The organism is Streptomyces sp. NPDC051921 (genome assembly GCF_040680975.1).
In the GTDB taxonomy this organism is placed as follows: Bacteria; Actinomycetota; Actinomycetes; order Streptomycetales; family Streptomycetaceae; genus Streptomyces.
Map to the genome: position 1 here is coordinate 30,827 of NZ_JBFAXU010000022.1, position 24,060 is coordinate 54,886.

The 24,060-nt window shown below is 71.1% G+C and carries 22 protein-coding genes; 7 read left to right on the top strand and 15 right to left on the bottom strand.

Features of this window, described 5'->3' with window-relative positions; translation table 11 throughout:
* Window positions 1-168: 168 nt before the first annotated feature.
* The 5 genes from AB0M16_RS26660 (at window position 169) to AB0M16_RS26680 (ending at window position 6,287) form a co-directional block, all read left to right on the top strand.
* The gene (locus tag AB0M16_RS26660; protein ID WP_365347151.1) at window positions 169-1,503 is read left to right on the top strand and encodes a DUF2252 domain-containing protein; all 1,335 of its coding nucleotides are present in this window, start codon (window positions 169-171) and stop codon (window positions 1,501-1,503) included.
* A gap of 72 nt (window positions 1,504-1,575) precedes the next feature.
* A complete protein-coding gene (locus AB0M16_RS26665) occupies window positions 1,576-2,304 on the top strand; it encodes a hypothetical protein (protein WP_365347153.1) in 729 nt (242 codons plus the stop codon).
* Between the two features lie 49 nt (window positions 2,305-2,353).
* Window positions 2,354-3,169: a thioredoxin domain-containing protein gene (locus AB0M16_RS26670; protein WP_365347155.1), complete on the top strand. Its 816-nt coding sequence runs from the start codon at window positions 2,354-2,356 to the stop codon at window positions 3,167-3,169.
* A gap of 164 nt (window positions 3,170-3,333) precedes the next feature.
* Window positions 3,334-4,983 carry an alkaline phosphatase D family protein gene (locus AB0M16_RS26675; protein ID WP_365347157.1) on the top strand — a complete coding sequence of 550 codons (1,650 nt, stop codon included), beginning with the start codon at window positions 3,334-3,336 and terminating at the stop codon, window positions 4,981-4,983.
* A gap of 350 nt (window positions 4,984-5,333) precedes the next feature.
* Entirely contained in the window at window positions 5,334-6,287 is a 954-nt protein-coding gene (locus tag AB0M16_RS26680; protein ID WP_365347159.1) for a zinc metalloprotease, read from the top strand.
* Window positions 6,288-6,359: 72 nt separating this feature from the next.
* On the opposite strand, the gene AB0M16_RS26685 is transcribed toward AB0M16_RS26680, so the two are convergent.
* From AB0M16_RS26685 to AB0M16_RS26710, 6 genes are all read right to left on the bottom strand, one after another.
* Window positions 6,360-6,929, bottom strand: a complete 570-nt coding sequence (locus AB0M16_RS26685; protein ID WP_365347161.1) for a dienelactone hydrolase family protein — start codon at window positions 6,927-6,929, stop codon at window positions 6,360-6,362.
* 38 nt (window positions 6,930-6,967) lie between these two features.
* Window positions 6,968-8,554, bottom strand: coding sequence for a Na+/H+ antiporter (locus AB0M16_RS26690; protein WP_365347163.1), 1,587 nt, complete (start codon window positions 8,552-8,554; stop codon window positions 6,968-6,970).
* A 56-nt stretch (window positions 8,555-8,610) separates the two neighbouring features.
* Complete coding sequence (locus AB0M16_RS26695; protein WP_365347165.1) at window positions 8,611-9,078, bottom strand: GNAT family N-acetyltransferase; 468 nt, start codon at window positions 9,076-9,078, stop codon at window positions 8,611-8,613.
* Window positions 9,075-10,016: an RluA family pseudouridine synthase gene (locus tag AB0M16_RS26700; protein ID WP_365347167.1), complete on the bottom strand. Its 942-nt coding sequence runs from the start codon at window positions 10,014-10,016 to the stop codon at window positions 9,075-9,077. Before AB0M16_RS26700 ends, AB0M16_RS26695 begins: the two co-directional genes overlap by 4 nt.
* A gap of 73 nt (window positions 10,017-10,089) precedes the next feature.
* Window positions 10,090-10,671 (bottom strand): signal peptidase II, encoded by a 582-nt coding sequence (gene lspA, locus AB0M16_RS26705; RefSeq protein WP_365347169.1) that lies wholly within the window; start codon window positions 10,669-10,671, stop codon window positions 10,090-10,092.
* Window positions 10,672-10,734: 63 nt separating this feature from the next.
* Window positions 10,735-11,202, bottom strand: a complete 468-nt coding sequence (locus tag AB0M16_RS26710; RefSeq protein ID WP_365347171.1) for a TraR/DksA C4-type zinc finger protein — start codon at window positions 11,200-11,202, stop codon at window positions 10,735-10,737.
* Between AB0M16_RS26710 and AB0M16_RS26715 the strand changes: the two genes are divergently transcribed.
* Both AB0M16_RS26715 and ileS read left to right on the top strand, forming a co-directional pair.
* Window positions 11,171-11,617 carry a hypothetical protein gene (locus AB0M16_RS26715; RefSeq protein ID WP_365347173.1) on the top strand — a complete coding sequence of 149 codons (447 nt, stop codon included), beginning with the start codon at window positions 11,171-11,173 and terminating at the stop codon, window positions 11,615-11,617. The genes AB0M16_RS26710 and AB0M16_RS26715 overlap by 32 nt on opposite strands.
* 517 nt (window positions 11,618-12,134) lie before the next feature.
* Window positions 12,135-15,275 (top strand): isoleucine--tRNA ligase, encoded by a 3,141-nt coding sequence (gene ileS, locus AB0M16_RS26720; protein ID WP_365347175.1) that lies wholly within the window; start codon window positions 12,135-12,137, stop codon window positions 15,273-15,275.
* A gap of 281 nt (window positions 15,276-15,556) precedes the next feature.
* Here the strand turns inward: ileS and AB0M16_RS26725 are convergent, their stop codons facing one another.
* The 9 genes from AB0M16_RS26725 to ftsW form a co-directional block, all read right to left on the bottom strand.
* Window positions 15,557-16,624, bottom strand: coding sequence for a DivIVA domain-containing protein (locus AB0M16_RS26725; RefSeq protein ID WP_365347177.1), 1,068 nt, complete (start codon window positions 16,622-16,624; stop codon window positions 15,557-15,559).
* Window positions 16,625-16,691: 67 nt separating this feature from the next.
* Window positions 16,692-16,982: a YggT family protein gene (locus tag AB0M16_RS26730; RefSeq protein ID WP_046907005.1), complete on the bottom strand. Its 291-nt coding sequence runs from the start codon at window positions 16,980-16,982 to the stop codon at window positions 16,692-16,694.
* Window positions 16,983-17,065: 83 nt separating this feature from the next.
* Complete coding sequence (gene sepF, locus AB0M16_RS26735; RefSeq protein WP_365347180.1) at window positions 17,066-17,689, bottom strand: cell division protein SepF; 624 nt, start codon at window positions 17,687-17,689, stop codon at window positions 17,066-17,068.
* A gap of 137 nt (window positions 17,690-17,826) precedes the next feature.
* A complete protein-coding gene (locus tag AB0M16_RS26740) occupies window positions 17,827-18,546 on the bottom strand; it encodes a YggS family pyridoxal phosphate-dependent enzyme (RefSeq protein ID WP_365347182.1) in 720 nt (239 codons plus the stop codon).
* Between the two features lie 8 nt (window positions 18,547-18,554).
* Window positions 18,555-19,283, bottom strand: a complete 729-nt coding sequence (pgeF, locus tag AB0M16_RS26745) for a peptidoglycan editing factor PgeF (protein WP_365347184.1) — start codon at window positions 19,281-19,283, stop codon at window positions 18,555-18,557.
* On the bottom strand, window positions 19,280-20,494 hold the full coding sequence (gene ftsZ / locus AB0M16_RS26750) for a cell division protein FtsZ (RefSeq protein WP_365347186.1): 1,215 nt from the start codon (window positions 20,492-20,494) through the stop codon (window positions 19,280-19,282). Before ftsZ ends, pgeF begins: the two co-directional genes overlap by 4 nt.
* 279 nt (window positions 20,495-20,773) lie before the next feature.
* Window positions 20,774-21,571 carry an FtsQ-type POTRA domain-containing protein gene (locus tag AB0M16_RS26755; RefSeq protein ID WP_365347188.1) on the bottom strand — a complete coding sequence of 266 codons (798 nt, stop codon included), beginning with the start codon at window positions 21,569-21,571 and terminating at the stop codon, window positions 20,774-20,776.
* Between the two features lie 27 nt (window positions 21,572-21,598).
* Window positions 21,599-22,693: an undecaprenyldiphospho-muramoylpentapeptide beta-N-acetylglucosaminyltransferase gene (gene murG, locus AB0M16_RS26760; RefSeq protein WP_365347190.1), complete on the bottom strand. Its 1,095-nt coding sequence runs from the start codon at window positions 22,691-22,693 to the stop codon at window positions 21,599-21,601.
* Between the two features lie 6 nt (window positions 22,694-22,699).
* A complete protein-coding gene (gene ftsW, locus AB0M16_RS26765) occupies window positions 22,700-24,040 on the bottom strand; it encodes a putative lipid II flippase FtsW (protein WP_365347192.1) in 1,341 nt (446 codons plus the stop codon).
* Window positions 24,041-24,060 lie beyond the last annotated feature (20 nt).

Sequence of the window (24,060 nt, forward strand, 5' to 3'; positions counted from 1 at the left end):
GGGGGTCAGCGGGGAAGTCTACGTCGCTCCACCGACAGAGGGCGGGCACTCGCCGGTACCGTCGCGCGTTGGACACGGGGAACACCTGTCCCATTTGTCATGCACAATTTTCAGCCATACCCCGCGCGGCCCGCACGCCGTGCCGCCCCCCCCCAGGAGGCTCCTTCGATGTCGGTCCCCCAGCCCACCGCGGCCGAGCGCGGCGAGCAGATCCTCGCCGTCTTCGACACGGCCTTCGGCGAGCTGCTCGCCGCCGACCCCGCCGCCTTCAGGGTCAAGTTCCGCAAGATGGCCGGCTCCGCCTTCGCCTTCTACCGGGGCACCGCGTGCCTGTTCTACAAGGATCTGGAGCACGAGGCGCACGGCGGGCCGTACCTGGACGAGCGCACCGGCCGGGTGTGGATCCACGGCGATCTGCACGCCGAGAACTTCGGCACGTACATGGACGCCAACGGCCGGCTGATCTTCAACGTCAACGACTTCGACGAGGCCTACGTCGGCCCCTTCACCTGGGACCTCAAGCGGCTCGCCGCCTCCCTCGCGCTGATCGGCTACGCGAAGGCGCTCAGCGACGAGCAGATCAGCCACCTGGTGCGCATCCTCGCCGCCGCCTACCGGGAGCGGATCCACGCCCTGGCGACCGGCGCGAAGAGCGACGAGGTGCCCGGCTTCACCCTGGACACCGCCGACGGCGCGCTGCTCGGCGCCCTGCGCGAGGCCCGTTCGCTGACCCGCTTCGGGCTGCTCGACTCGATGACCGAGATCCGCGACTTCGAGCGCCGCTTCTCCTCGGGTGCCGGCTCGATCGAGCTCGACGCGGCCACCCGCTACAAGGTGCTGGCGGCCTTCGACGGCTATCTGGAGACGCTGCCGGAGTCGAGCCTGGCCCGCCCCGACTCGTACCGGGTCAAGGACGTCGTCGGCCGGCGCGGGATCGGCATCGGCTCGGCCGGCCTGCCCTCGTACAACATCCTCCTGGAGGGCAACAGCGACGCCCTGGAGAACGACGTCGTCATCTACATGAAGCAGGCGCAGACCCCGGCGGTGTCGCGCCATGTGACGGACGCGGCGGTGCGGGACTACTTCCGGCACGAGGGTCACCGGACCGTGATCTCGCAGCGGGCGCTGCAGGCGCACGCCGACCCGTGGCTGGGCTGGACGGAGCTCGACGGGGCAGGACAGCTGGTGGCGGAGGTCTCGCCGTACGCGGTGGACCTGGACTGGTCGGACATCGACGATCCGCAGGACATCGCGGCGACCGTCGCCGACCTGGGCCGGGCGACGGCGACCATGCACGCGGCGGCGGACGACTCCAGCGGGCACTCCCTGGTGCCGTTCTCCACCGAGCGCGCCATCGACGCGGCGATCGCCGCGGACTCCGACGACGGCGCGGGCTTCGCCGAGCTCCTGGTGGACTTCGCGCACGCGTACGGCGCACGCGCGCGGGCCGACCACCAGATCTTCGTGGACCTGTTCCGCAACGGGCGCATCCCGGGCCTGTAGGCAGCGGCGGAGAAGCCTCACAGCTCGGCCTTAGGGACGCCTTACGGCCGGGCGTGGGACACTTCCACGGCAATGGACATGGCAGGCACGCAGCTGAGAGCCCTCCGGGCGGCGTTCTTCACGGCACTGGTCGTGACGCTGTCCGTGGCCTCGCACGTCCTGCTGTCCGGGGTGCCGCTGCCGCTCGGGACGGTCGTCCCGGTCGCGGCGGCCGTCTTCGCCGTGGCGTACGCCCTGGCCGGCCGCGAGCGCGGCTTCGGCCCGATCGCCGGGCTGCTCGTCCCACTGCAGCTGGCCGCCGACACGCTCTTCACCAGCGGTCAGGCGGCCTGTTACGGCCCTGCCGGCGGTCCTGTCGCCGGTTCCCTGCGCGCGGTGGGCCTCGACATGGACGCGCTGTGTGGCGGCGCCGTCGGCACCCCGCTGCCCGGCGTGGCCGCTCCCGGCACCGGGACCGCCGCGGCCCTGCTGTCCTCCCCCGACCCGGCCGTGCCGTGGCTGCTGCTCGCGGCCCACGTGGCGGTCGGGCTCTCGGCGGCCTCCTGGCTGCGCGGCGGCGAGCGGGCGCTGGCCCGGCTGCTGCGGGCGGCCGTCGCCTTCGCGTTCCGGCCGCTGCTGCTCGCGACGGCCTTCTTCCGTGCCGTGGGGTCCCTCCCGCGGCGCGCCGGGCACCTGGCCGACCGGCCGCGCCGGTCGCGTGCCCGACTGCTCGTGCACTCCGTGGGACGGCGGGGACCGCCGTGCTGCGCGAGCCCGCGGCGCCCGGCTCCGGCCGTAGCGCCCGCGCTCGCCCTCGTCTGAGCGGCACGCGTATCCCCACCTTTCCTCCTCAGTCACGGAGTCCACACCCATGAGCAAGCGCAACAGCCAGGCCAACAAGGCAGCCGCCCGCGAGCGGCTGCGGATCGAGCGCGAGAAGCAGGCCAAGAAGGAGAAGGCCCGCCGGCAGGTGATCGTCGCCGGAACGGCGGTCGCCGTCCTCGCGGTCGCCGGCGGCGTCGGCTTCGCCGTCGTCCAGGCCAACAAGCCCTCCGCGTGGGAGGCGGCGGCGGACGCGAAGAACGTGACCGCCCCGAAGAACACCGAGGGCCAGGACGGCACCACCGTCGTGATCGGCAAGCCCGAGGCGAAGAAGACCCTGGAGATCTACGAGGACTCGCGCTGCCCGGTGTGCGCGAGTTTCGAGCAGGGCGTGGGCGCCACGGTCGACAAGGACGTCACCGAAGGCAAGTACAAGCTCAAGTACGTGGGCGCCACCTTCATCGACAACGCCGACCAGGGCGAGGGCTCGAAGAACGCCCTGTCGGCGCTGGGCGCGGCGCTCGACGTGAGCCCCGAGGCCTTCATGAAGTACAAGGCGGCGCTCTACTCGACCCGGTTCCACCCGGAGGAGAGCCAGGACAAGTTCGCCAAGGACTCCTACCTCCTGGAGGTGGCCGACTCGGTGCCGGCCCTGAAGGGCAACGCGGAGTTCAAGAAGAACGTCGAGAACGGCACCTTCGACGCCTGGGCCATGAAGATGTCGAAGGCCTTCGACGAGAGCGGCGTCAGGGGCACGCCGACCCTGAAGATGGACGGCAAGACGCTCACCGCCGAGGGCAGCGAGAACCCGCCGCTGACGGTGGACGCCTTCACCACCGCGCTGACGAAGGCGCTCAAGGGCTGACGTCCGCCCGCCCTCTCCCCGCCCCCGCCCCCGCCGCGACGCCGGCGGGGGGCGGGGGCGGGGAGCGCGGAGCCCGGCGGATCGAAGGAATTCCCGAAGAAGCTTCGGCGAACTTTGCGCAGGGGGCTGCCCTTTCTGAGTACTGGTCAGTAATCTGACGGTCCGTGACCAGTCGTGACCTGATATCAACTCCCAGCCGCCGCACTGTCGTGAAGGCCGCCGCCGTGACCGCCGTCGCCGCGCCGGCCCTGGTGGCCGCCGCCTCGCCCGCACTCGCGGACGCCGGGGCACCCGCATTCCTCCACGGTGTCGCCTCCGGAGACCCGCTGCCCGACGGCGTCCTCCTCTGGACGCGCGTCACCCCCACCTCCGACGCCACGCCCGGCTCCGGCAGAGGCCCCGACGCCTCCGTCGGCTGGGAGCTGGCCGAGGACCGCTCCTTCGCCCGGACCGTGGCGAGCGGCACGGCCGTCGCCTCCGCCGCCACCGACCACACGGTGAAGGTGGACGTGCGGGGCCTGCGCCCCGCCACGTCCTACTGGTTCCGCTTCACCTCGGGCGGCACCGTCTCCCCGACCGGCCGCACCCGCACCGCGCCCGCCGTCGACTCGGCCGCTCCCGGGATCCGCTTCGGGGTGGTGTCCTGCGCCAACTGGGAGGCCGGCTACTTCTCCGCGTACCGCCACCTGGCCGCCCGTACCGACCTGGACGCGATCCTCCATCTCGGCGACTACATCTACGAGTACGCGACCGGCTCCTACCCGGAGGCGAAGTTCACGGTCCGGCAGCACCAGCCGGCCCACGAGATCGTCGCGCTCGCCGACTACCGCCTGCGGCACGCCACGTACAAGACCGACGCCGACCTCCAGGCGCTGCACGCGACCCACCCGATCGTCGCCATCTGGGACGACCACGAGTTCGCCAACGACGCCTGGTCGGGCGGGGCCGAGAACCACACGCCGGGCGCCGAGGGCGTCTGGGCGGAGCGCGTGGCGGCGGCCAAGCAGGCGTACTTCGAGTGGATGCCGGTGCGCACGTCCACCGAGGGCACGGTCTACCGGCGGCTGCGCTTCGGCCGCCTGGCCGATCTGCATCTGCTGGACCTGCGCTCCTTCCGCTCGCAGCAGGCGGGCGTGGGCAGCGGCAAGGTGGACGACCCGGAGCGCACCGTCACCGGGCGGGCGCAGCTGGACTGGCTGAAGTCGGGGCTGGCGGCCTCGGACGCGACCTGGCAGCTGGTGGGCACCTCGGTGATGATCTCGCCGGTGGCCTTCGGCGCGCTTCCGGCCGACCTCCTGGGCCCGCTGGCCGAGTTGCTGGGCCTGCCCGAGGGCGGGCTCGCCGTGAACGTCGACCAGTGGGACGGCTACACGGACGACCGCAAGGAGCTGCTGAAGCACCTGACGGACCGGGGCATCCGCAACACGGTCTTCCTGACCGGCGACATCCACATGGCCTGGGCCAACGACGTGCCGGTGAAGGCGGCGACGTACCCGCTGTCCGCCTCGGCCGCGACGGAGTTCGTGGTGACCTCGGTGACCTCGGACAACCTGGACGACCTGCTGCACGTGGCGCCGGGCACCCTCTCGGTGGTGGCGGCGGGCGCGATCAAGGCCGCCAACCGCCATGTGAAGTGGGTGGACATGGACCACCACGGCTACGGCGTGCTGGACGTGACGGCCGAGCGCTCGCAGATGGACTACTACACGGTCTCCGACCGTACGGACCGCGACGCGTCGGCGTCCTGGGCGCGCTCGTACCGCACGCTGAACGGAACGCAGCGTGTCGAGCGGGTGTACCAGCCGGTGCACTGACACGCCCTGTCGGACATCCTGACGACGATTTTCAGCCATGATCCCCTTTGTTAACGGGAGATCACACGGCTACGGCGGGTGGCGAGTTCGGGAGATCGAAACCGGACACACCACCCGCCTTCGGCGTCTCTTCTGTTACGTCCACGTCTCAAACTCCGGAATCAGCACAAGTTTTTCTTCCCGATGCCCCGATTTGCCGCATGAATGATTGGGCTTGATCAATCCTCAACGACGTCTGACATGGACGCGTAATCTCCCCGCCAGTGGCGAGGAAGTACCTCTCCACCACCCCCCGCGAGGAGTCACCCGTGCGTGCTCTTGTTCGTATATCGCCGCGTATGTCACGTCGTATGCTCGGCACTGCCGTCATGGCCGGAACCCTGGCCCTGGCCCCGCTGTCCGCCCCGGCGGCCTCTCCCTCCACCACCACCCTTGCCTCCGCCGAGAAGTGCGCGGACGACGCCTCCGCCCTGTCCGGCGCGCGCAAGGCCAAGGGCGATGCCCACAAGGCCGAGCCCAACGAGGTCACCGCCGACCAGGCCAAGGCCATGGACGCGGACCTGAAGAAGAGAGTGGCCGCCGCCTGGACCGACAGCCGCCTCGGCCCCTCCGTGGCCGAGGGCGCCACCGCGGTCTCGATCCCCGTCTACTTCCACGTCGTCCACAGCGGTACGACGGGCAAGCTGACCGCGACCGACATCAACAACCAGCTCGCCGTCCTCAACGCCGCCTACGGCGGCCAGGGCACCGGCAACGTGAACACGGGCTTCCAGTTCACCCTGGCCGGAACCGACTACACGGACAACGCCAGCTGGTACAACCTGGCCTCCGGCTCCACCGCCGAGAAGCAGATGAAGCAGACCCTGCGCAAGGGCGGCGCCAACGCGCTGAACTTCTACACCGCCAACCTCAGCGGCGGCCTGCTCGGCTGGGCGACCTTCCCGTCCTCCTACCAGTCCAACCCGTCGATGGACGGTGTCGTCGTCCTCGACACCTCGCTGCCCGGCGGTTCCGCCGCCAACTACAACGAAGGTGACACCGCCACCCACGAGGTCGGCCACTGGCTGGGCCTGTACCACACGTTCCAGGGCGGCTGCAACGGCAACGGCGACTACGTCGCCGACACCCCGGCCGAGAAGAGCCCGGCCTACGAGTGCCCGACCGGCCGCGACTCCTGCGCCTCCAAGGCCGGCGTGGACCCGATCCACAACTTCATGGACTACACGTACGACTCCTGCATGTACCAGTTCACGTCGGGCCAGGTGACCCGCATGAACGACGCCTGGACCGCGTACCGCGCCTGACGGGCCGTCCGGACACAGCGACGTGGCCCCCGGGGACTCCCCGGGGGCCACGCCCCTTTCCCGCGTACGGTCCTACAGGCTGTCGAGGAACGACAGGGCCACCGCCCAGGTGCGCTCCGCCGCCTCCGCGTCCCAGTCGGGGAGCTCCTGGTCGGTGTACAGGTGCCCGGCGCCGCGGTAGCGGTAGACCTCCACGTCCGCACCGGCCTTGCGCATCTGCAGGTACCAGGACGACAGCCAGTCGTCCGTCTCGAACGGATCGGGCTCGGCCACGTGCAGCTGGACCGGCAGGTCGTCCGCCGAGGCCGACTCGGCGATGTCCGAGGTGCCGTGGAACAGCAGCAACCCGCGCGCCTTCTCGTCGCCGAGCGCCAGCGTCTGCGCGATCGAGGCCCCGAGCGAGAGGCCCATGTAGACCAGGCCCCGCTCCGAGTAGGGCGCGGCGGCCAGGACCGCGCGCCTGAGCAGCTCGTCCTTGCCGATCTCGTCCCGGAGCGCCGCGCCCTCCTCGACGGTCCCGACCGTCCGTCCGTCGAAGAGGTCCGGGGTCCAGACCCGGTGCCCGGCGGCCCGGAGCTGCTCGGCGGCGGCCTCGACGGAAGGGGTCAGTCCGTAGACCGAGTGGAAGAGCATGATGTCCATGCGGCCCATCCTCCCACCAGGCCGCCCGGGCACCCGCCTCAGCGCATGCTGCGGACGTCCAGCTGGCGCAGCACCCGGTCCACCACTTCCGGGTCGGCCCCCGGCTCGCTGCGCGCCGAGAGGACCGCGTGCCGGGCCGCGGACATCATCTCCCGCTGGATCTGCTGGACCTTCTTCACCCGGTCCACCCGCTGCCGGAACGCCGCCCGCCGCTCCTCGTCCACCATGTCCGGGCTGATGCGCGCGCCGATGTCGAAGGCCCCGCGCTGCAGCCGCTCGGCGACCTCCTCCGGCAGCTCCTCCATCTCCTCGATCTCCTTCAGGCGGTGCTTGGCCGCCTTGGCCGCCCTGATCGCGAGGTCCCGCTCGAAGGCCCGCTCGGCGTCCGTGTCCGCCTTCACGCCCAGGCGCTTCACCAGCCGGGGCAGGGTGAGCCCCTGCACCACGAGCGTCCCGAGGATCACGCAGAAGGCGATGAAGACCAGCTCGTCACGGCCGGGGAAGGGCGAGCCGTCGTCCGTACGGAGCGGGATGGCGAGGGCCAGCGCCACCGAGGCCACTCCGCGCATCCCCGCCCACCACATGACGACGGTCTCCCGCCAGCTCATCGGGATCTCCTCGGCGACGTCGCGCCGGTCGTGCAGGCGCTTCGCCAGCCACGTGGCCGGCAGCAGCCACAGCAGCCGGACCACGACCACCACTCCGACCACGGCCGCACCCCAGCCGAGCATCTGCCCGCCGCGCCCCTCGGCCACCCCGAAGACGTGCACGAGCTCCAGGCCGATGAGGCCGAAGGCGATGCCGGTGACGAGGGTGTCGACGATCTCCCAGAAGGTCTGCCCGGCGAGCCGTCCCATCACGTCGTCGGCGTCGACCGCGTGCTCGGCGAGGAAGAGCGCGGTGATCAGGACCGCGAGCACGCCGGAGCCGTGCAGCTCCTCGGCGATGACGTAGGAGACGAACGGCACGAGGAGGGTGAGTCCGGTCTGCAGCGTGGCGTCGCCGAGGAAGCCCATCAGCTTGTTGGTGGCCCAGCCGAGGACGAGGCCGACGGCGACCGCGACGACGGCGGACAGGACGAGCTCGGCGAGCGCCTCGGGCCAGGAGAACGTCCCGGTGACCACGGCGGTGATCGCCACGTGGTAGAGCACGATCGCGGTGACGTCGTTGAAGAGCCCCTCGCCCTCCAGGATCGACACGAGCCGCCGGGGCAGCCCGAGCGAGCCGGCCACGGCGGTCGCCGCGACCGGGTCGGGCGGCGCGACCAGGGCGCCGAGTGCGAGGGCCGCGGCGAGCGGGATGCCGGGTACGAGGGCGTCCGCGACCGCGCCGACGGCGGCCGTGGTGACGAAGACCAGCGCCACCGCGAGCAGGAAGATCGGGCGCCTGTTCGCCGCGAACTGCCGCCAGGAGGTGCGCTGCACCGACGCGTAGAGGAGCGGCGGCAGCACCAGCGGGAGGATGAACTCGGGCGGGATGTCGACGCTCGGCACGAAGGGCAGGAAGGCCAGCACCGTCCCGACGAGGGTCATCAGGACGGGTGCCGGCAGCCCGAGCCGGTCCCCCAGGGGCACGGTCAGCACGGCGCCGAGCAGCAGCAGGAACAGCAGGGCCAGTTGATCCACGGCCCCACCCTGCCACGTACGTCCCTTTTGGCGGCGATTGCCCTCGCTGGACGCTGCTACAGCGTGCGGCGCATGGCCCGGTGCGGCATCCCCGCGTCCGGGAACTCGGGGCCGTACGCGACGTACCCGAGACGCTCGTAGAAGCCCAGGGCGTGGGTCTGGGCGTGCAGGTCGACCGCGGCGAGCCCGCGGTCGCGGGCCGCGTCCTCGATGGCCCGCACGAGCGCCGCGCCGACCCCGAGACCGCGGGCGGCCTTCGTCACCGCGAGCCGCCCGAGGGAGCCCACCGAGGCGTCGGCGCCGGTCTTGCCGGTCGCGTCCGCCCCGTGCAGGAGCCGCCCGGTGCCCAGCGGGACCCCGTCGGCGCGGACCGCGAGCACGTGCACGGCGGTCTCGTCGTACGCGTCGTACTCCAGCTCGCGCGGCACTCCCTGCTCGCCGACGAAGACCTCGCGCCGCACCTCGAAGCAGGCGTCCCGGTCGTCGTGGCCCACGGCCTCCCGCACGGAGTAGGCGGCGGTCACCGGCTCTCCGAGGCGATCCGGTCCAGGGCGGTCTGCAGGTCCGCCGGGTAGGTGCTCGCGAACTCGACCCACTGCCCGTCCCCGGGGTGCTCGAAGCCGAGGCGGACGGCGTGCAGCCACTGCCGGGTGAGGCCGAGGCGCTTGGCCATGGTCGGGTCGGCGCCGTAGGTGAGGTCGCCGACGCAGGGGTGGCGGTGGGCCGACATGTGCACCCGGATCTGGTGGGTGCGGCCGGTCTCCAGCTTGATGTCGAGCAGCGAGGCGGCCCGGTAGGCCTCGATCAGGTCGTAGTGCGTCACCGACGGCTTGCCCTCGGCGGTCACGGCCCACTTGTAGTCGTGGTTCGGGTGCCGGCCGATGGGTGCGTCGATGGTGCCGCTGAGCGGGTCCGGGTGGCCCTGCACCAGGGCGTGGTAGCGCTTGTCGACCGTGCGCTCCTTGAACTGGCGCTTCAGCGAGGTGTACGCGTACTCCGACTTCGCGACCACCATGAGGCCGGAGGTGCCGACGTCGAGGCGGTGCACGATGCCCTGGCGCTCGGCGGCGCCGGAGGTGGAGATCCGGTAGCCGGCGGCGGCGAGGCCGCCGATGACGGTGGTGCCGGTCCAGCCGGGGCTGGGATGGGCGGCCACCCCGATCGGCTTCATGATCACGACGATGTCGTCGTCGTCGTGGACGATCTCCATGCCCTCCACGGGCTCGGCCACGACCTGCACCGGGGCGGGCGCGCCGGGCATCTCGACCTCGAGCCACGCGCCGCCGCTGACCCGCTCGGACTTGCCGACGACGGAACCGTCGACCAGGACCTTGCCTGCGGCGGCCAGCTCGGCCGCCTTCGTACGGGAGAACCCGAACATGCGCGAGATGGCGGCGTCGACGCGCTCGCCCTCCAGGCCGTCGGGAACGGGCAGCGTGCGGATCTCGGGACTCGTGCTCACCCGTACGAGTATGCCTTGCCGCGAGGCGCCCGCGGTCCTCGCCGGATCCTCGCGGGCGGCCGCAGCAAGGGTTTCAGTCCTTGTGCACGGTTCCGTCCGGGTCCAGGCCGCGGAAGGACAGGAGGACGATCAGGATGCCGCCGCAGACGATCGCCGAGTCCGCCAGGTTGAAGACGGCGAAGTGCGCGGGCGCGATGAAGTCGACCACCGCGCCCTCGAAGACGCCCGGCGAGCGGAAGATCCGGTCGGTCAGATTGCCCAGCGCGCCGCCGAGCAGCAGGCCGAGGGCGATGGCCCACGGGAGGCTGTAGAGCTTGCGCGCCAGGCGGATGATCACCGCGATGACCACGGCCGCGATCACGGTGAAGATGATCGTGAAGGCCTCGCCCATGCCGAAGGCGGCGCCCGGGTTGCGGATGGCCTCGAAGCGCAGCAGGTCGCCGATCACCTTGATCGGCTCGTGGCCCTCCAGCTTCTCCACCACGATCATCTTGCTGCCGAGGTCGAGCAGGTAGGCGAGCACGGCGACCACGAACAGCGCGACGATCTTCCGCCTGCCCCTGGGCCGCTCCTCGGGAACGACCGTCTCGTCGGCCCCTGCCTCGTCGGCCCCTGCTGAATCCGGCGTACCGATGACGCGCTCCGCCTCTGCCACGTGAGTCCCTCAACCTAGGTGCCTGCCTGTGCCCCGAGGGTACGGCACACCCGTACGGCGCCGTCAGCCCCGGCGCTCCTGCTTCTGCTTGTCCTCCACACAGAGCGTGGCCCGCGGGAAGGCCTGCATCCTGGCCTTGCCGATGGGCTTCCCGCAGACCTCGCACAGGCCGTACGTGCCGGCGTCGAGCCGCTCCAGGGCGTGCTCGGTCTGCTCCAGCATCTCGCGGGCGTTCGCCGCCAGGGCCAGCTCGTGCTCGCGCGTGATGTTCTTGGTGCCGGTGTCGGCCTGGTCGTCGCCGGCACCGTCGCCGGAGTCACGCATCAGGCCGGTCAGCTCCTCCTGGGAGTGCACCAGCTCGCTGCGCAGCCGCAGCACCTCCGACTGGAGCTCGCTGCGGGCCTCGGCGACCTCCTCGGGGGTCCACGGGTCCTCGCCGGGGCGCACGGCGAGCTCGCCTGCGCGGGCCTGGGGCACCGCGGCGTCGTCCTCGGCCGTCGTGACGCCACCCGCGGTCTTCTTCGCTGCCACCGTCCTGGCTCCTGTCTTCTTCTCGGTCGCCGTCTTCGCCGTCTTCGCCGTCTTCTCGGGCTGCGTGGCCTTGGCGTTCCTCTTCACGGGGGCCTTCCCGGACGCCTCGGCCGTCGTCTTCGCCACCGGGGCCGCCTGCGCCGCCACGGGGGCCGTCGCGTCGACCACCGCCGTCTTCCCGGCGGCCGTGCTCTTCGTCGCCACCTTCTTCGCCGCCGCCTTCTTCGTGGCCGCCTTCTCGGCGGGGGCCTTCGTGGCCGCCGTCTTCTTCGCCGGCGCCTTCGTGGTCGCCGACTTCTTCGCGGGCGCGGACTTCTTGGCGGCCGGTGCCCTCGCGGCCGTCGTCTTCGTGGCCGTCGTCTTCTTCGCGGCGGTCTTCTTCGCCACCATGTCGCGGCCCCTTCACATTTTGTGATCTTGCTCGCGAATCGTGCTGGGACGATAAATCGGCCCAGGGCCCGCGGCAACGGGGCACGCCGCCCGTTCCGTCCACCCCGGCGCCCTGCGGGGCGGACCTGACTCGGTTGTGCCCAGCTCACCGGCCGGTTATCCGCGCCGCCCCTCCCCCACTTGGCCGCAGCCGAAGTCCGCGCGGACCCGTGTGGCCATTCGGGTCACCGGAAATCGGTCGGCCGACGTCACGGCGGGCCCTTACACTGGGCACAGCGAAAGGCTTGGATGGGGACGAGTAGCGTCGTACGCAGCCATGAGCGACCCGGGGACGGTGAGAGCCCGGGGGCGAGCCCGATGTGAAGCATCACCCCGGAGCTGCCGGAAGAAAGCCGCGGTCGACCGTGGCGACTAGAACCGGCGTCGCGACCCCAATGAGGGGGCTCAGGGCGTCCGCGCCCGGGGCCAAGGAGGGTGGTACCGCGGGAGCCGTGCTCTCGTCCCTCCGGACGGAACGAGGAACATCCGCCGGAGGAAGATCGATGTCTTCGCAGTACCGCCAGGTACCCGCCCAGGTAGACCTGCCCGCGCTCGAGCACGCCGTGCTCGATTTCTGGCGCGAGAACAAGGTCTTCGCCAAGACCCTGGAGCAGTCCGAGGGACGCCCGGAATGGGTCTTCTACGAGGGCCCGCCGACCGCCAACGGCATGCCCGGCGCCCACCACATCGAGGCCCGCGTCTTCAAGGACGTCTTCCCCCGCTTCCGCACCATGCGCGGCTACCACGTCGCCCGCAAGGCCGGCTGGGACTGCCACGGCCTGCCGGTCGAGCTCGCCGTCGAGAAGGAGCTCGGCTTCTCCGGCAAGAAGGACATCGAGGCGTACGGCATCGCCGAGTTCAACGCCAAGTGCCGCGAGTCCGTGACCCGCCACACCGACGCCTTCGCCGAGCTGACCACCCGGATGGGCTACTGGGTCGACCTCGACGACGCCTACCGCACCATGGACCCCTCGTACATCGAGTCGGTCTGGTGGTCGCTCAAGCAGATCTTCGACAAGGGCCTGCTCGTCCAGGACCACCGTGTCGCCCCCTGGTGCCCGCGCTGCGGCACCGGCCTCTCGGACCACGAGCTCGCGCAGGGCTACGAGACGGTCGTCGACCCCTCGGTCTACGTGCGCTTCCCGCTGACCTCCGGCCCGCTCGCCGGCAAGGCGGCGCTCCTCGTCTGGACGACGACCCCGTGGACCCTGGTGTCCAACACGGCCGTCGCCGCGCACCCCGAGGTGACGTACGTGGTCGCGACGGACGGCGACGAGAAGCTGGTCGTCGCCGAGCCGCTGCTGGAGAAGGCGCTCGGCGAGGGCTGGGTGACCACCGGTGAGTCCTTCACCGGCAAGGACATGGAGCGCTGGACGTACGAGCGCCCGTTCGAGCTGATCGAGTTCCCGGCCCCGGCCCACTACGTGGTCAACGCGGAGTACGTGACGACCGAGGACGGTACGGGTCTGGTCCACCAGTCCCCCGCCTTCGGTGAGGACGACCTCAAGGTCTGCCGCTCCTACGGCCTGCCGGTGGTGAACCCGGTCCGCCCGGACGGCACCTTCGAGGAGGACGTGCCGCTGGTCGGCGGCGTCTTCTTCAAGAAGGCCGACGAGGCGCTGACGGCCGACCTGGACGCGCGCGGCCGGCTGTTCAAGCACATCGCGTACGAGCACAGCTACCCGCACTGCTGGCGCTGCCACACGGCGCTGCTGTACTACGCGCAGCCGTCCTGGTACATCCGCACGACCGCGGTCAAGGACCGGCTGCTCGAAGAGAACGAGAACACGAACTGGTTCCCGGACTCGGTCAAGCACGGGCGCTTCGGCGACTGGCTGAACAACAACATCGACTGGGCGCTCTCCCGCAACCGCTACTGGGGCACCCCGCTGCCGATCTGGCGCTGCGAGGACGACCACCTGACGTGCGCGGGCTCGCGCGCGGAGCTGTCCGAGCTCACGGGCACCGACCAGTCGGACCTCGACCCGCACCGCCCCTACATCGACGACGTGACCTTCGCCTGCCCGGCGGAGGGCTGCGGGAAGACCGCGACGCGCGTGCCGGAGGTCATCGACGCCTGGTACGACTCGGGCTCGATGCCGTTCGCGCAGTACGGCTACCCGTACCAGAACAAGGAGCTGTTCGAGTCCCGTTACCCGGCGCAGTTCATCAGCGAGGCCATCGACCAGACCCGCGGCTGGTTCTACACGCTGATGGCGGTCGGCACCCTGGTCTTCGACAAGTCGTCGTACGAGAACGTGGTCTGCCTGGGGCACATCCTCGCCGAGGACGGCCGCAAGATGTCCAAGCACCTGGGCAACATCCTGCAGCCGATCCCGCTGATGGACCAGCACGGCGCCGACGCGGTCCGCTGGTTCATGGCGGCCGGCGGCTCGCCGTGGGCGGCCCGCCGGGTGGGCCACGGCACGATCCAGGAGGTCGTCCGCAAAACCCTCCTGACCTACTGGAACACGGTCGCCTTCCAGGCCCTGTACGCCCGGACGTCGGGGTGGTCCCCGTCGGCGGCCGACCCGGCACCGGCGGACCGCCCGGTCCTGGACCGCTGGCTGCTGTCGGAGCTGAACACGCTGGTGGCCGAGGCCACCGAGGCGATGGAGTCGTACGACACCCAGCGCACCGGCAAGCTCCTGTCGGCCTTCGTCGACGACCTGTCGAACTGGTACGTGCGCCGCTCCCGCCGCCGGTTCTGGCAGGGCGACAAGGCGGCCCTGCGCACGCTCCACGAGGTCGTGGAGACGGTCACGCGCCTGATGGCCCCGCTGACCCCGTTCATCACGGAGCGGGTGTGGCAGGACCTGGTGGCCCCGGTGACCCCGGACGCCCCCGAGTCGGTCCACCTGTCGACCTGGCCGGAGCCGGACCCGGCCCTGATCGACCCGTCCCTCTCCGAGCGGATGGTGCTGGTGCGCCGCCTGGTCGAGCTGGGCCGCGCCACGCGCGCGGAGTCGGGCGTGAAGACCCGCCAGCCGCTCTCGCGGGCGCTGGTGGCGGCGACGGGCTTCGCGGACCTGTCCGAGGAGCTCCAGGCCCAGATCACCGAAGAGCTGAACGTCTCGACCGTCGCCTCCCTCTCGGAGGTGGGCGGCAGCCTGGTCGACACCACGGCCAAGGCCAACTTCCGGGCCCTGGGCAAGCGCTTCGGCAAGGGCGTCCAGGACGTGGCGAAGGCCGTGGCGGCGGCGGACGCGGCGGCCCTGTCGCTCGCCCTCCGCGGCGGCGAGGCGAGCATCGAGGTCAACGGCGAGCAGGTGACCCTCACCCCGGAGGAGGTCATCATCACGGAGACCCCGCGCGAGGGCTGGTCGGTCGCCTCGGACTCGGGTGCGACGGTCGCCCTCGACCTGGAGATCACCCCGGAGCTCCGCAAGGCGGGCCTGGCCCGTGACGCGATCCGCCTGATCCAGGAGGCCCGCAAGAACAGCGGCCTGGACGTCGCGGACCGGATCGCCCTCCGCTGGACCTCCGCGTCCCCGGAGACGACGGAGGCCCTGACGGCCCACGCGGCCCTGATCGCGGACGAGGTCCTGTCCACGGACTACGCGGAGGGTGACGCCGACGACACGTACGGCTCCCCCTTCGAGGACGAGGGCCTCGCCCTCACCTTCCGCCTCCGCAAGGCGTAGCGGTCACACGGAAGGGCCCGGCTCCTGTTCCCAGGAGCCGGGCCCTTCCGCGTACCGCCGGACGATCATCGCAGGGGCCCACCCCGCAGCCCCTCCGGGGCGCTGCGACGCCCGCGAGGGCTCTGGGAGGGAGCCCGGGTGCGGGAACGGGCGGGGTGGGGGCCGCCGCAGGCGCCCCGCACCCTCACGAACGCCGAAGGGCCGACCCCCCGGTTCGGGGGGTCGGCCCTTCAGGACTGCCGACGACGGCTACGCGTTCAACACGCGTTGATCCGCCGGCCTCAGTTGTCGTCCTCGTCGATCAGGAAGCCGCGCATCGGCGCGGGAGCCTGCTGCATCGGCTGGGGAGCCTGCGGGCGGACCGGAGCCATGGGCTGGGTCATCGCCGGGGACATCTGCTGCTGGCCACCGTAGGACGGGGCGCCGCCCATCGGGCCGTTGCCGCCGAAGGACGGGGCGCTCGCGCCGGCCGGGGCCATCGACGGGGACGGCGGCAGGGACGCGGTCGCCGGGGTGCGCGGCGGGGCCAGCGAGTCGTCGGCCTGGGTCTCCAGCTGACGCAGCTGGGACTCCAGGTACGACTTCAGGCGGGTCCGGTACTCACGCTCGAAGCCCCGCAGGTCCTCGACCTTGCGCTCGAGGGTGGCACGGGCGGACTCCAGGGAGCCCATCGCGACGCGGTGCTTCTCCTGCGCGTCCCGCTCCAGGGCGTCGGCCTTGGCGCGGGCGTCCCGCTCCAGGCCCTCGGCGCGCGAGCGCGCCTCGCCGACGATCTTGTTGGCCTCGGAACGGGCCTCCGCGATCGCCTGGTCGGCGGTCTGCTGGGCCAGCGAGAGGACACGCGCGGCGCTGTCGCCGCCGGGGCCCTGGGCCGGCTGCATCGGCTGCATCTGCTGCTGCGGGTGACCCATGGGGCCGCCCTGCATCGGGCCGGGACCCATCGGGCCGCCCTGCATCGGGCCGGGACCCATGGGGCCGCCCTGCATCGGGCCGCCCTGCATCGGGCCGGCGGGCAGCGCGGGAGCACCGGACGGCAGCTGCGGCGGGCCCATCTGCGGGGGCTGCTGCTGGGCCGGCGGTCCGGATATGGCGGCGGGCACGGGAGCACCGGGACCGACGGGACGATCCTGAGGCTCCGGCGGCTTGCGCATGCCCTGCTGCTGGTTCTGCGCGGCGGCACGGGTCGCGGCGGCCAGCTTGGCGCGCAGGTCCTCGTTCTCGCGGAGCAGTCGGGTCAGTTCGGCTTCGACCTCGTCGAGGAAGGCATCGACCTCGTCCTCGTCATAGCCTTCTCGAAGGCGGACGGTCGTGAACTGCTTGTTCCGCACGTCCTCGGGGGTCAGCGGCATCTCTTCTTCACCTCTACGTAGTCGTCGGCAGTCGGCAAGACCGTATCGTCCACATTCACCTCCATCGTCACCTCGCGAAGCCGCTCACGATGGAGATCAGGATGTAAACGATGATCATCAGAACGAAGAAGGACAGGTCGAGTGCCACGCCCCCGAGACGCAGCGGCGGGATGAGCCGCCGCAGAAGCTTGAGCGGTGGATCGGTGACAGTGTAGGTGGCCTCCAGTACGACCACCATCGCCTTACCGGGTTGCCATGAACGGGCGAACTGGAAGACGTAGTCCATGACCAGCCGGAAGATCAGAAGGACGAGGAAGCACATCAGCGCGATGTAGACCACCTGCAGTGCGACGCCCATCCCGCGCTTCCCTCTCCCCTGGCTCTCTAGCTCTCACTTGTCCGGCCGCCCTCTGCGGCCGGGCCGTTCTCGGTCTCGTGTTCTCAGCTCTGGTTGAAGAATCCGCCCTCTGCGATGCGGGCCTTGTCCTCCGCCGTGACATCGACGTTAGCAGGCGACAACAGGAACACCTTCTGCGTCACGCGCTCAATGCTGCCATGGAGCCCGAAGACGAGTCCGGCGGCAAAGTCGACAAGTCGCTTTGCATCGGTGTCGTCCATCTCCGTGAGGTTCATGATCACCGGGGTGCCCTCACGGAAGTGTTCCCCGATGGTACGGGCCTCGTTGTAGGTCCGCGGGTGCAGCGTGGTGATGCGGTACGGCTCCCGCTCGGACACGACCTTGGGCATGATCACGGGTGCGTTCTTCTCCAAGCTGGGACGTTCGGGTGTGATGGATGCCACGGGGGCAATTCGGGCCGGACGTCCACTCTCGGCGAGTACCGGGACAGAATGGGACACGGGCTCACGGGGTGCGGGCGGGCTCACGACACGCACCGGTTCCTCCCGCTCCACCTGGCGCGGGGGCTGGTGGTGGCGCCGGTCACGCTCCGGCTCCGGCTCCAGCTCGGGTTCGAAGTCGTCGTCGGGATCGAATCCCCGGCCGTCGTAGCCATCGTCCTCCACGAGGCCGAGGTAGACCGCCATCTTGCGCATCGCGCCGGCCATTCTCTGCATCCTCCGCTCTGTGGTGGATCGCCCTTACCGAATGTCGCAGTGTCACCAAGTGCCCGCGATCCACGGGTCCGTCCGCCCCTCGGCGGAATGACCATATTTTCTGCTGTGGTCCGACTTGCTTCGCGACGTTACCCGAGCTTCGGGCGGACTCCGAGCACCGCCGTACCGATGCGCACGTGTGTCGCTCCGGCCGCGACGGCCTCCTCGAGGTCCGCGCTCATCCCTGCTGACACCATGTTCGCAGCCGGACGGGTCGCGCGCAGGGCAGTCGACAAATCCATCAGGCGCTCGAAGGCCGCCTGTTGCCGGCCCGCGTACGGACCGGCCAGCGGTGCGACGGTCATGAGTCCGTCGAGCCGCAGTCCGGGTGCGGCGTCCACCGCCGCCGCCAACTCCTCGATCCCGTCCGGGGCCACCCCGCCGCGCTCGCCCCGGTGGCCGGACTCGGCGTCGAGGGCGACCTGGATCAGGCAGCCGAGCTCGCGCCCCTCTCTCTCCGCGGCCGCGGAGAGAGAGGAAACGAGCTTCAAACGGTCGACGGACTGCACCACATCGGCATAAGCCACCACGGATCGGACCTTGTTGGTCTGCAACTGGCCCACGAAGTGCCAGCTCAGATCGAGATCCGCGCACGCGGCGGCCTTGGGGGCCGCGTCCTGGTCCCGGTTCTCCGCCACGTGCCGCACGCCGAGTTCGTGCAGGAGTCGCACATCGCTCGCGGGGTAGGTCTTGGTGACCACGACGAGGGTCACGTCCTCCCGCTTCCGCCCGGCGGCGGCGCACGCGGCGACGATGCGCTCCTCCACCCGGGCGAGGTTCGCGGCGAGTTCCGACTTGCGGTCCGTCATATCTCTTCTCAGATCAACCAGACATATCCCGCGAGTCGCCCTGTGGTGCGATCGCGGCGGTACGAATAGTGGTCGCGGGACTCCAGGGTGCAGACCCCGGCGTCCTCGACGTCCCGGACCCCGAGCCGCTCCAACTGGGCGCGCACTCCGGCGGCGACGTCGACGGCGGGGGTGCCCCACGAGGTCTCGGCGTACGCGGCCGGTTCGACCGCGGCCACCTCGGCGCGCATCGCCTCCGGCACCTCGTAGCAGCGCCCGCAGACGGAGGGGCCGGTGCGGGCGACCGTCCGGGCCGGATCGGCGCCGAGCTTCCGCATCGCCTCGACCGCGGCGGGGACCACCCCGGCCACCATGCCCGGCCGCCCGGCATGGGCGGCTCCGACGACCCCGGCGACGGGATCCGCGAGCAGGACCGGGACGCAGTCCGCGGTGAGCACCGCGAGGGCGAGGCCCCGGCGGGCGGTCACGACGGCGTCGACGGACGGGATCGCCCCGGTCTCCCACGGGCCCTCGACCTCGACGACGTCGGCGCCGTGCACCTGGTTCATCCAGACCACCCGCGCCGGGTCGAGCCCGAGCGTCTTTGCGGCGCGCCCCCGGTTGGTCCGTACGGCCTCGGGGTCGTCCCCCACCGCGCCGCCGAGGTTGAGCTCCTCGTACGGAACGGCGCTCACTCCGCCCCACCGGTCGGTGAAGGCGAAGTGCGCGCCGCTCGTGTCGAAACGCTGCCCTATCACTTCAAGAAGTCCGGGACATCCAGCTCTTCGGCCTGGGTGTCCGGGTACGGGCGGGCCGGCGGGACCACCGGCGGGGCGACGGGCGGCAGCGCGCTCTCGCTGACGGCCGGCGCGGGCTCGGCGGGGGCGACGGGCTCCTCGCGCGGGCTCACCGTGCCGAGTCCGCCCAGCGGGCGGGGGGTCTCGGTGACGCGGGGGGCCGGCGCGGGCTCCTCGCGCTTGGCGGAGACCGAGCCGATGATGTTGTCGCGCCGGGCCGGCGGCTGGCCGCCGTCGAAGCCGGCCGCGATGACGGTGACCCGCACCTCGTCGCCGAGGGCGTCGTCGATGACGGCGCCGAAGATGATGTTGGCCTCGGGGTGGGCGGCCTCGCTCACCAGCTGGGCTGCCTCGTTGATCTCGAAGAGACCGAGGTCGCTGCCGCCGGAGATGGACAGCAGCACGCCGCGGGCGCCGTCGATGGACGCCTCCAGGAGCGGCGAGGAGATCGCCATCTCGGCGGCGGCCACCGCGCGGTCGTCGCCGCGGGCGGAGCCGATGCCCATGAGGGCCGAACCGGCCTCGGACATGACCGACTTGACGTCGGCGAAGTCGAGGTTGATCAGACCGGGGGTGGTGATGAGGTCGGTGATGCCCTGGACGCCGCTGAGGAGCACCTGGTCGGCCGACTTGAAGGCGTCGAGCACGGAGACCTGGCGGTCCGAGATCGAGAGCAGTCGGTCGTTGGGGATGACGATGAGGGTGTCGACCTCTTCGCGGAGCTCGGCGATGCCGTCCTCCGCCTGGTTGGCGCGACGGCGGCCCTCGAAGGTGAACGGCCGGGTGACCACACCGATCGTGAGGGCGCCGAGCGAGCGCGCGATGTTGGCGACGACGGGCGCGCCACCGGTGCCGGTGCCACCGCCCTCGCCGGCGGTGACGAAGACCATGTCGGCCCCCTTGAGGACCTCCTCGATCTCCTCACGGTGGTCCTCTGCCGCCTTGCGACCGACGGCCGGGTTCGCCCCGGCCCCGAGGCCACGGGTGAGTTCACGGCCGACGTCGAGCTTGACGTCGGCGTCGCTCATCAACAGCGCCTGTGCGTCGGTGTTGATGGCGATGAACTCGACGCCCTTGAGACCGACCTCGATCATTCGGTTGATGGCATTGACACCACCGCCGCCGACACCGATGACCTTGATGACTGCGAGGTAGTTCTGCGGTGCTGCCACGTCGAAGGCCTCTCGCCTCGAGTTACGTGTCGCCGCTTCGCGGTGGTAAGCGCGCCGCGACGACGGATGCCGATTGGGACGGTCCGAACGCCGACCCAAACCCTAACGTTGAAGTTTAGGGTTACCAGTGTCTCTGTTCGCTGGACTCTTCCGAACAGGACACTAAGTCGACAAGTGGCGCACGTTCAACGAACACGCCGAACCTCCCGTTTTTCTTTTCACCCTATGTGATCACCCGTAGCGCTGGCCAACCAGGGTGCTGGCCAGGGCCGATGGGCGTCAACTTCCCGACGAAGCGGGCGCCGTGGGGGCACTTACATCGAAGTGCCCCGCTTTGGGAGTCGCCTTCATGAGGGCGGTGAGAACGCGGGCCTTCACGGGCCCGTCCTCGCCGCTGCCCCAGAAGACGCTGCGCCCCCTGCCGAGCTCCAGAGTGATGGAGTCGAACGACGTGATCCGGACGACACGGACGTCCTGGGCGATTTTCTCCGGGAGTTCGCCCGTCACGCCTACCGCCACCCGCAGCAGCCGGTCCGCGTCGAAGCGGCGCAGGCTCGGGGACGCGGCGACGTCGAGGACCAGCCGCGGCACCCCCTGGGGCGGGGTGGGCACGGTGGCGAACCGGACGGCACCGGAGTCCACTTCGTCGAACTTTCCGCCCTTTTCGATGACCAGGACGGGCCGACGTTCCGTCACTTTCAGACCGATTCCGTGCGGCCAGGAACGGACGACGTCCACGCTCGCGATCCGCGGCAGCTCCGCGCGCAACCGGGCCTCGATGGCGTCGGTGTCGACGGAGACGAGCGGCGCGCCGACCGGTACGGCCGCGACACGCTCGACCTCGGCCGGGGTGAGCACCGCGGTTCCGGAGGTGCTGACCTTCTCGACCCGGAACCAGCTGGAGCCGTAGAGCGCCCAGCTGCCGCCGACCACGAGGGCGAGGGCGGCACAAGCGATCAGGAGCGTACGCGGGCCGGGCACCCGGAGGTTCCGGGTGCCCGGCGGGGACGGCCGCTGCGGCGAGTTCCTGGACCTGCTCGTTCCGCTCTTCTGCTGGGTCGCCGGTCCGGCTGCCACAGTGGCGTCTCCTGCCCGTCGGCGCCGCTACGCCTGACGGCGGGCGGCGATCGCCTCGTACACCATGCCGACGAGCAGGTCGTCGGCGTCCCGGCGGCCGAACTCGGCGGCGGCGCGGGACATCTCGTACAGCCGGTGCGGATCGGCCAGTACGGGCAGGACGTTGCCCTGCACCCACTGCGGCGACAGTTCCGCGTCGTCGACGAGGAGTCCACCGCCGGCCTTGACCACCGGCTGGGCGTTGAGCCGCTGTTCGCCGTTGCCGATGGGCAGCGGGACGTAGGCGGCCGGGAGTCCGACGGCGGAGAGCTCGGCGACGGTCATCGCGCCCGCGCGGCAGAGCATCATGTCGGCGGCGGCGTACGCGAGATCCATCCGGTCCACGTACGGTACCGGCACGTACGGCGGCATTCCGGGCATGTTGTCGACACGCGGCAGTTCGTTCTTCGGGCCGACCGCGTGCAGGATCTGGATGCCGGAGCGCTGGAGCACCGGGGCGATCTGCTGGACCACCTCGTTGAGCCGGCGCGCGCCCTGGGAGCCGCCGGAGACCAGCAGGGTCGGCAGGTTCGGGTCGAGGCCGAAGGCGGCGCGCGCCTCGGGGCGCATGCGGGCGCGGTCGAGGGTGGCGATGGTGTGCCGCAGCGGGATGCCGATGTAACGGGCGTTGCGGAGCTTGGAGTCCGGGGTCGCGACGGCGACCCCGGCCGCGTACCGCGAGCCGATCTTGTTGGCCAGGCCGGGCCGGGCGTTGGCCTCGTGGACCACGATCGGCACGCCGAGCCGCTTGGCGGCGAGGTAGCCCGGCAGCGCGACATAGCCGCCGAAGCCGACCACGCAGTCCGCCTTGGTGCGCTCCAGGACCTGCTCGGCGGCCTTGATGGTGCCGCGCAGCCGTCCTGGGACGGTGATCAGCTCGGGGGTGGGCTTGCGGGGCAACGGTACGGCCGGGATGAGCGCCAGCTCGTAGCCCCGCTCGGGGACCAGCCGGGTCTCCAGGCCCTTCTCCGTGCCCAGCGCCGTGATCCCCACGGAGGGATCCTGCCTGCGCAGGGCGTCCGCGAGGGCGAGCGCGGGCTCGATGTGACCGGCAGTACCTCCGCCGGCGAGTACGACATGCACCGAAATTCACCGCTCTCCGGACGGACGCTTCTTGACGCGCCGTCGCATCGACTTCCATCTCCCCCCGGCCCGCTTGCCCCAGCCGGGGCGGCGCATGGCCAGGGCCGCTTTCGCGGCGGGTTCCTGTCGCGCGAAGGCGATCAGCAGCCCGACGGCGAACATGGTCGGCAGCAGGGCCGACCCTCCGTAGGAGAACAGCGGGAGCGGGACTCCGGCGATCGGCAGCAGACCGAGCACCGCACCGATGTTGATCACGGCCTGCGCCGTGATCCAGGTGGTCACGCCTCCCGCGGCAAACCTGACGAAGGGGTCCTCCGTACCTCCGGCCACGCGGATACCCGCATAGCCTAGAGCCGCGAACAGGGCCAGCACCGACAGCGTCCCCGCCAGACCCAGTTCCTCCCCGGTGACGGCGAAGATGAAGTCGGTGTGGGCTTCGGGGAGTTGACCCCATTTTTCCACACTTGCCCCGAGTCCGGAACCGAACCATCCGCCGGAGGCCAGCGCGTAGATTCCGTGTGCGGCCTGCCAGCACGGGTCGCCCGCGCCGCCGGGGTCGCTCGCGCCGATGCAGCCGAGCCGCTCCATCCGGTGCGGGCTGGTCTTGATCAGCAGGACGCCGATCACGGCGGCGACGCCGAGCACGCCGACGAAGAGCCGCGTGGGCGCGCCGGCGGTCCACAGCAGGCCGAACAGGATCGCGGTGAGGATGATCGCCGTGCCCATGTCACCGCCCAGCATGATGAGCCCGAGCAGCAGAAACGTTCCGGGTACCAGCGGCACGAGCATGTGCTTCCACTGGGTCAGCAGCTTCATGTCCTGTTTGCGGGCCAGCAGATCGGCCCCCCACAGGATCAGCGCCAGCTTGCCGAACTCGCTGGGCTGGAGCATGAAGGGTCCGCCCAGGGAGATCCAGTTCTGGTTGCCGCCGACCGAGACCCCTATCCCGGGCACCTGCACGAGCACCATCAGGAAGATCGCCGCGACCAGGATCGGGTAGGCGAGCGCCCGGTGCAGCTTCACCGGCATCCGGGAGGCCGCGAAGAGCAGCCCGGCACCCAGCAGCGCCGCGAAGAACTGCTTGCGGAAGAAGTACGAGGGCACCAGGTCGTAGCGGAGCGCCGTGATCATCGAGGCGGAGTAGACCATCACCAGGCCGAGCGCGGTGATGAGCAGCCCGGCGCCGACGATCACGTAGTACGCGGTGAGCGGCCGGTCCCAGGCCCGGCGGGCCCGTTCGTAGAGCCCTCGCACTCCCCCCGCGCGCCGGGTCCTCGGCGCCGCGGGGGCGCGGCCGCCGCCGCGTACGGCGGGGGCCTTCCGCGTCCCGGCGGTTCTGCTCGGCATGGTCGCTGTCCCCTCCAGTC

Excerpts from the sequence above, each read along its gene's own strand:
- AB0M16_RS26660 (WP_365347151.1), top strand. The coding sequence starts at position 169 with ATGTCGGTCCCCCAGCCCACCGCGGCCGAGCGCGGCGAGCAGATCCTC.
- AB0M16_RS26665 (WP_365347153.1), top strand. The coding sequence starts at position 1,576 with ATGGACATGGCAGGCACGCAGCTGAGAGCCCTCCGGGCGGCGTTCTTC.
- AB0M16_RS26670 (WP_365347155.1), top strand. The coding sequence starts at position 2,354 with ATGAGCAAGCGCAACAGCCAGGCCAACAAGGCAGCCGCCCGCGAGCGG.
- AB0M16_RS26680 (WP_365347159.1), top strand. The coding sequence starts at position 5,334 with ATGCTCGGCACTGCCGTCATGGCCGGAACCCTGGCCCTGGCCCCGCTG.
- AB0M16_RS26685 (WP_365347161.1), bottom strand. The coding sequence starts at position 6,929 with ATGGACATCATGCTCTTCCACTCGGTCTACGGACTGACCCCTTCCGTC.
- ileS (WP_365347175.1), top strand. The coding sequence starts at position 12,135 with ATGTCTTCGCAGTACCGCCAGGTACCCGCCCAGGTAGACCTGCCCGCG.
- AB0M16_RS26725 (WP_365347177.1), bottom strand. The coding sequence starts at position 16,624 with ATGCCGCTGACCCCCGAGGACGTGCGGAACAAGCAGTTCACGACCGTC.
- AB0M16_RS26730 (WP_046907005.1), bottom strand. The coding sequence starts at position 16,982 with ATGGGCGTCGCACTGCAGGTGGTCTACATCGCGCTGATGTGCTTCCTC.
- sepF (WP_365347180.1), bottom strand. The coding sequence starts at position 17,689 with ATGGCCGGCGCGATGCGCAAGATGGCGGTCTACCTCGGCCTCGTGGAG.
- AB0M16_RS26740 (WP_365347182.1), bottom strand. The coding sequence starts at position 18,546 with ATGACGGACCGCAAGTCGGAACTCGCCGCGAACCTCGCCCGGGTGGAG.
- ftsW (WP_365347192.1), bottom strand. The coding sequence starts at position 24,040 with ATGCCGAGCAGAACCGCCGGGACGCGGAAGGCCCCCGCCGTACGCGGC.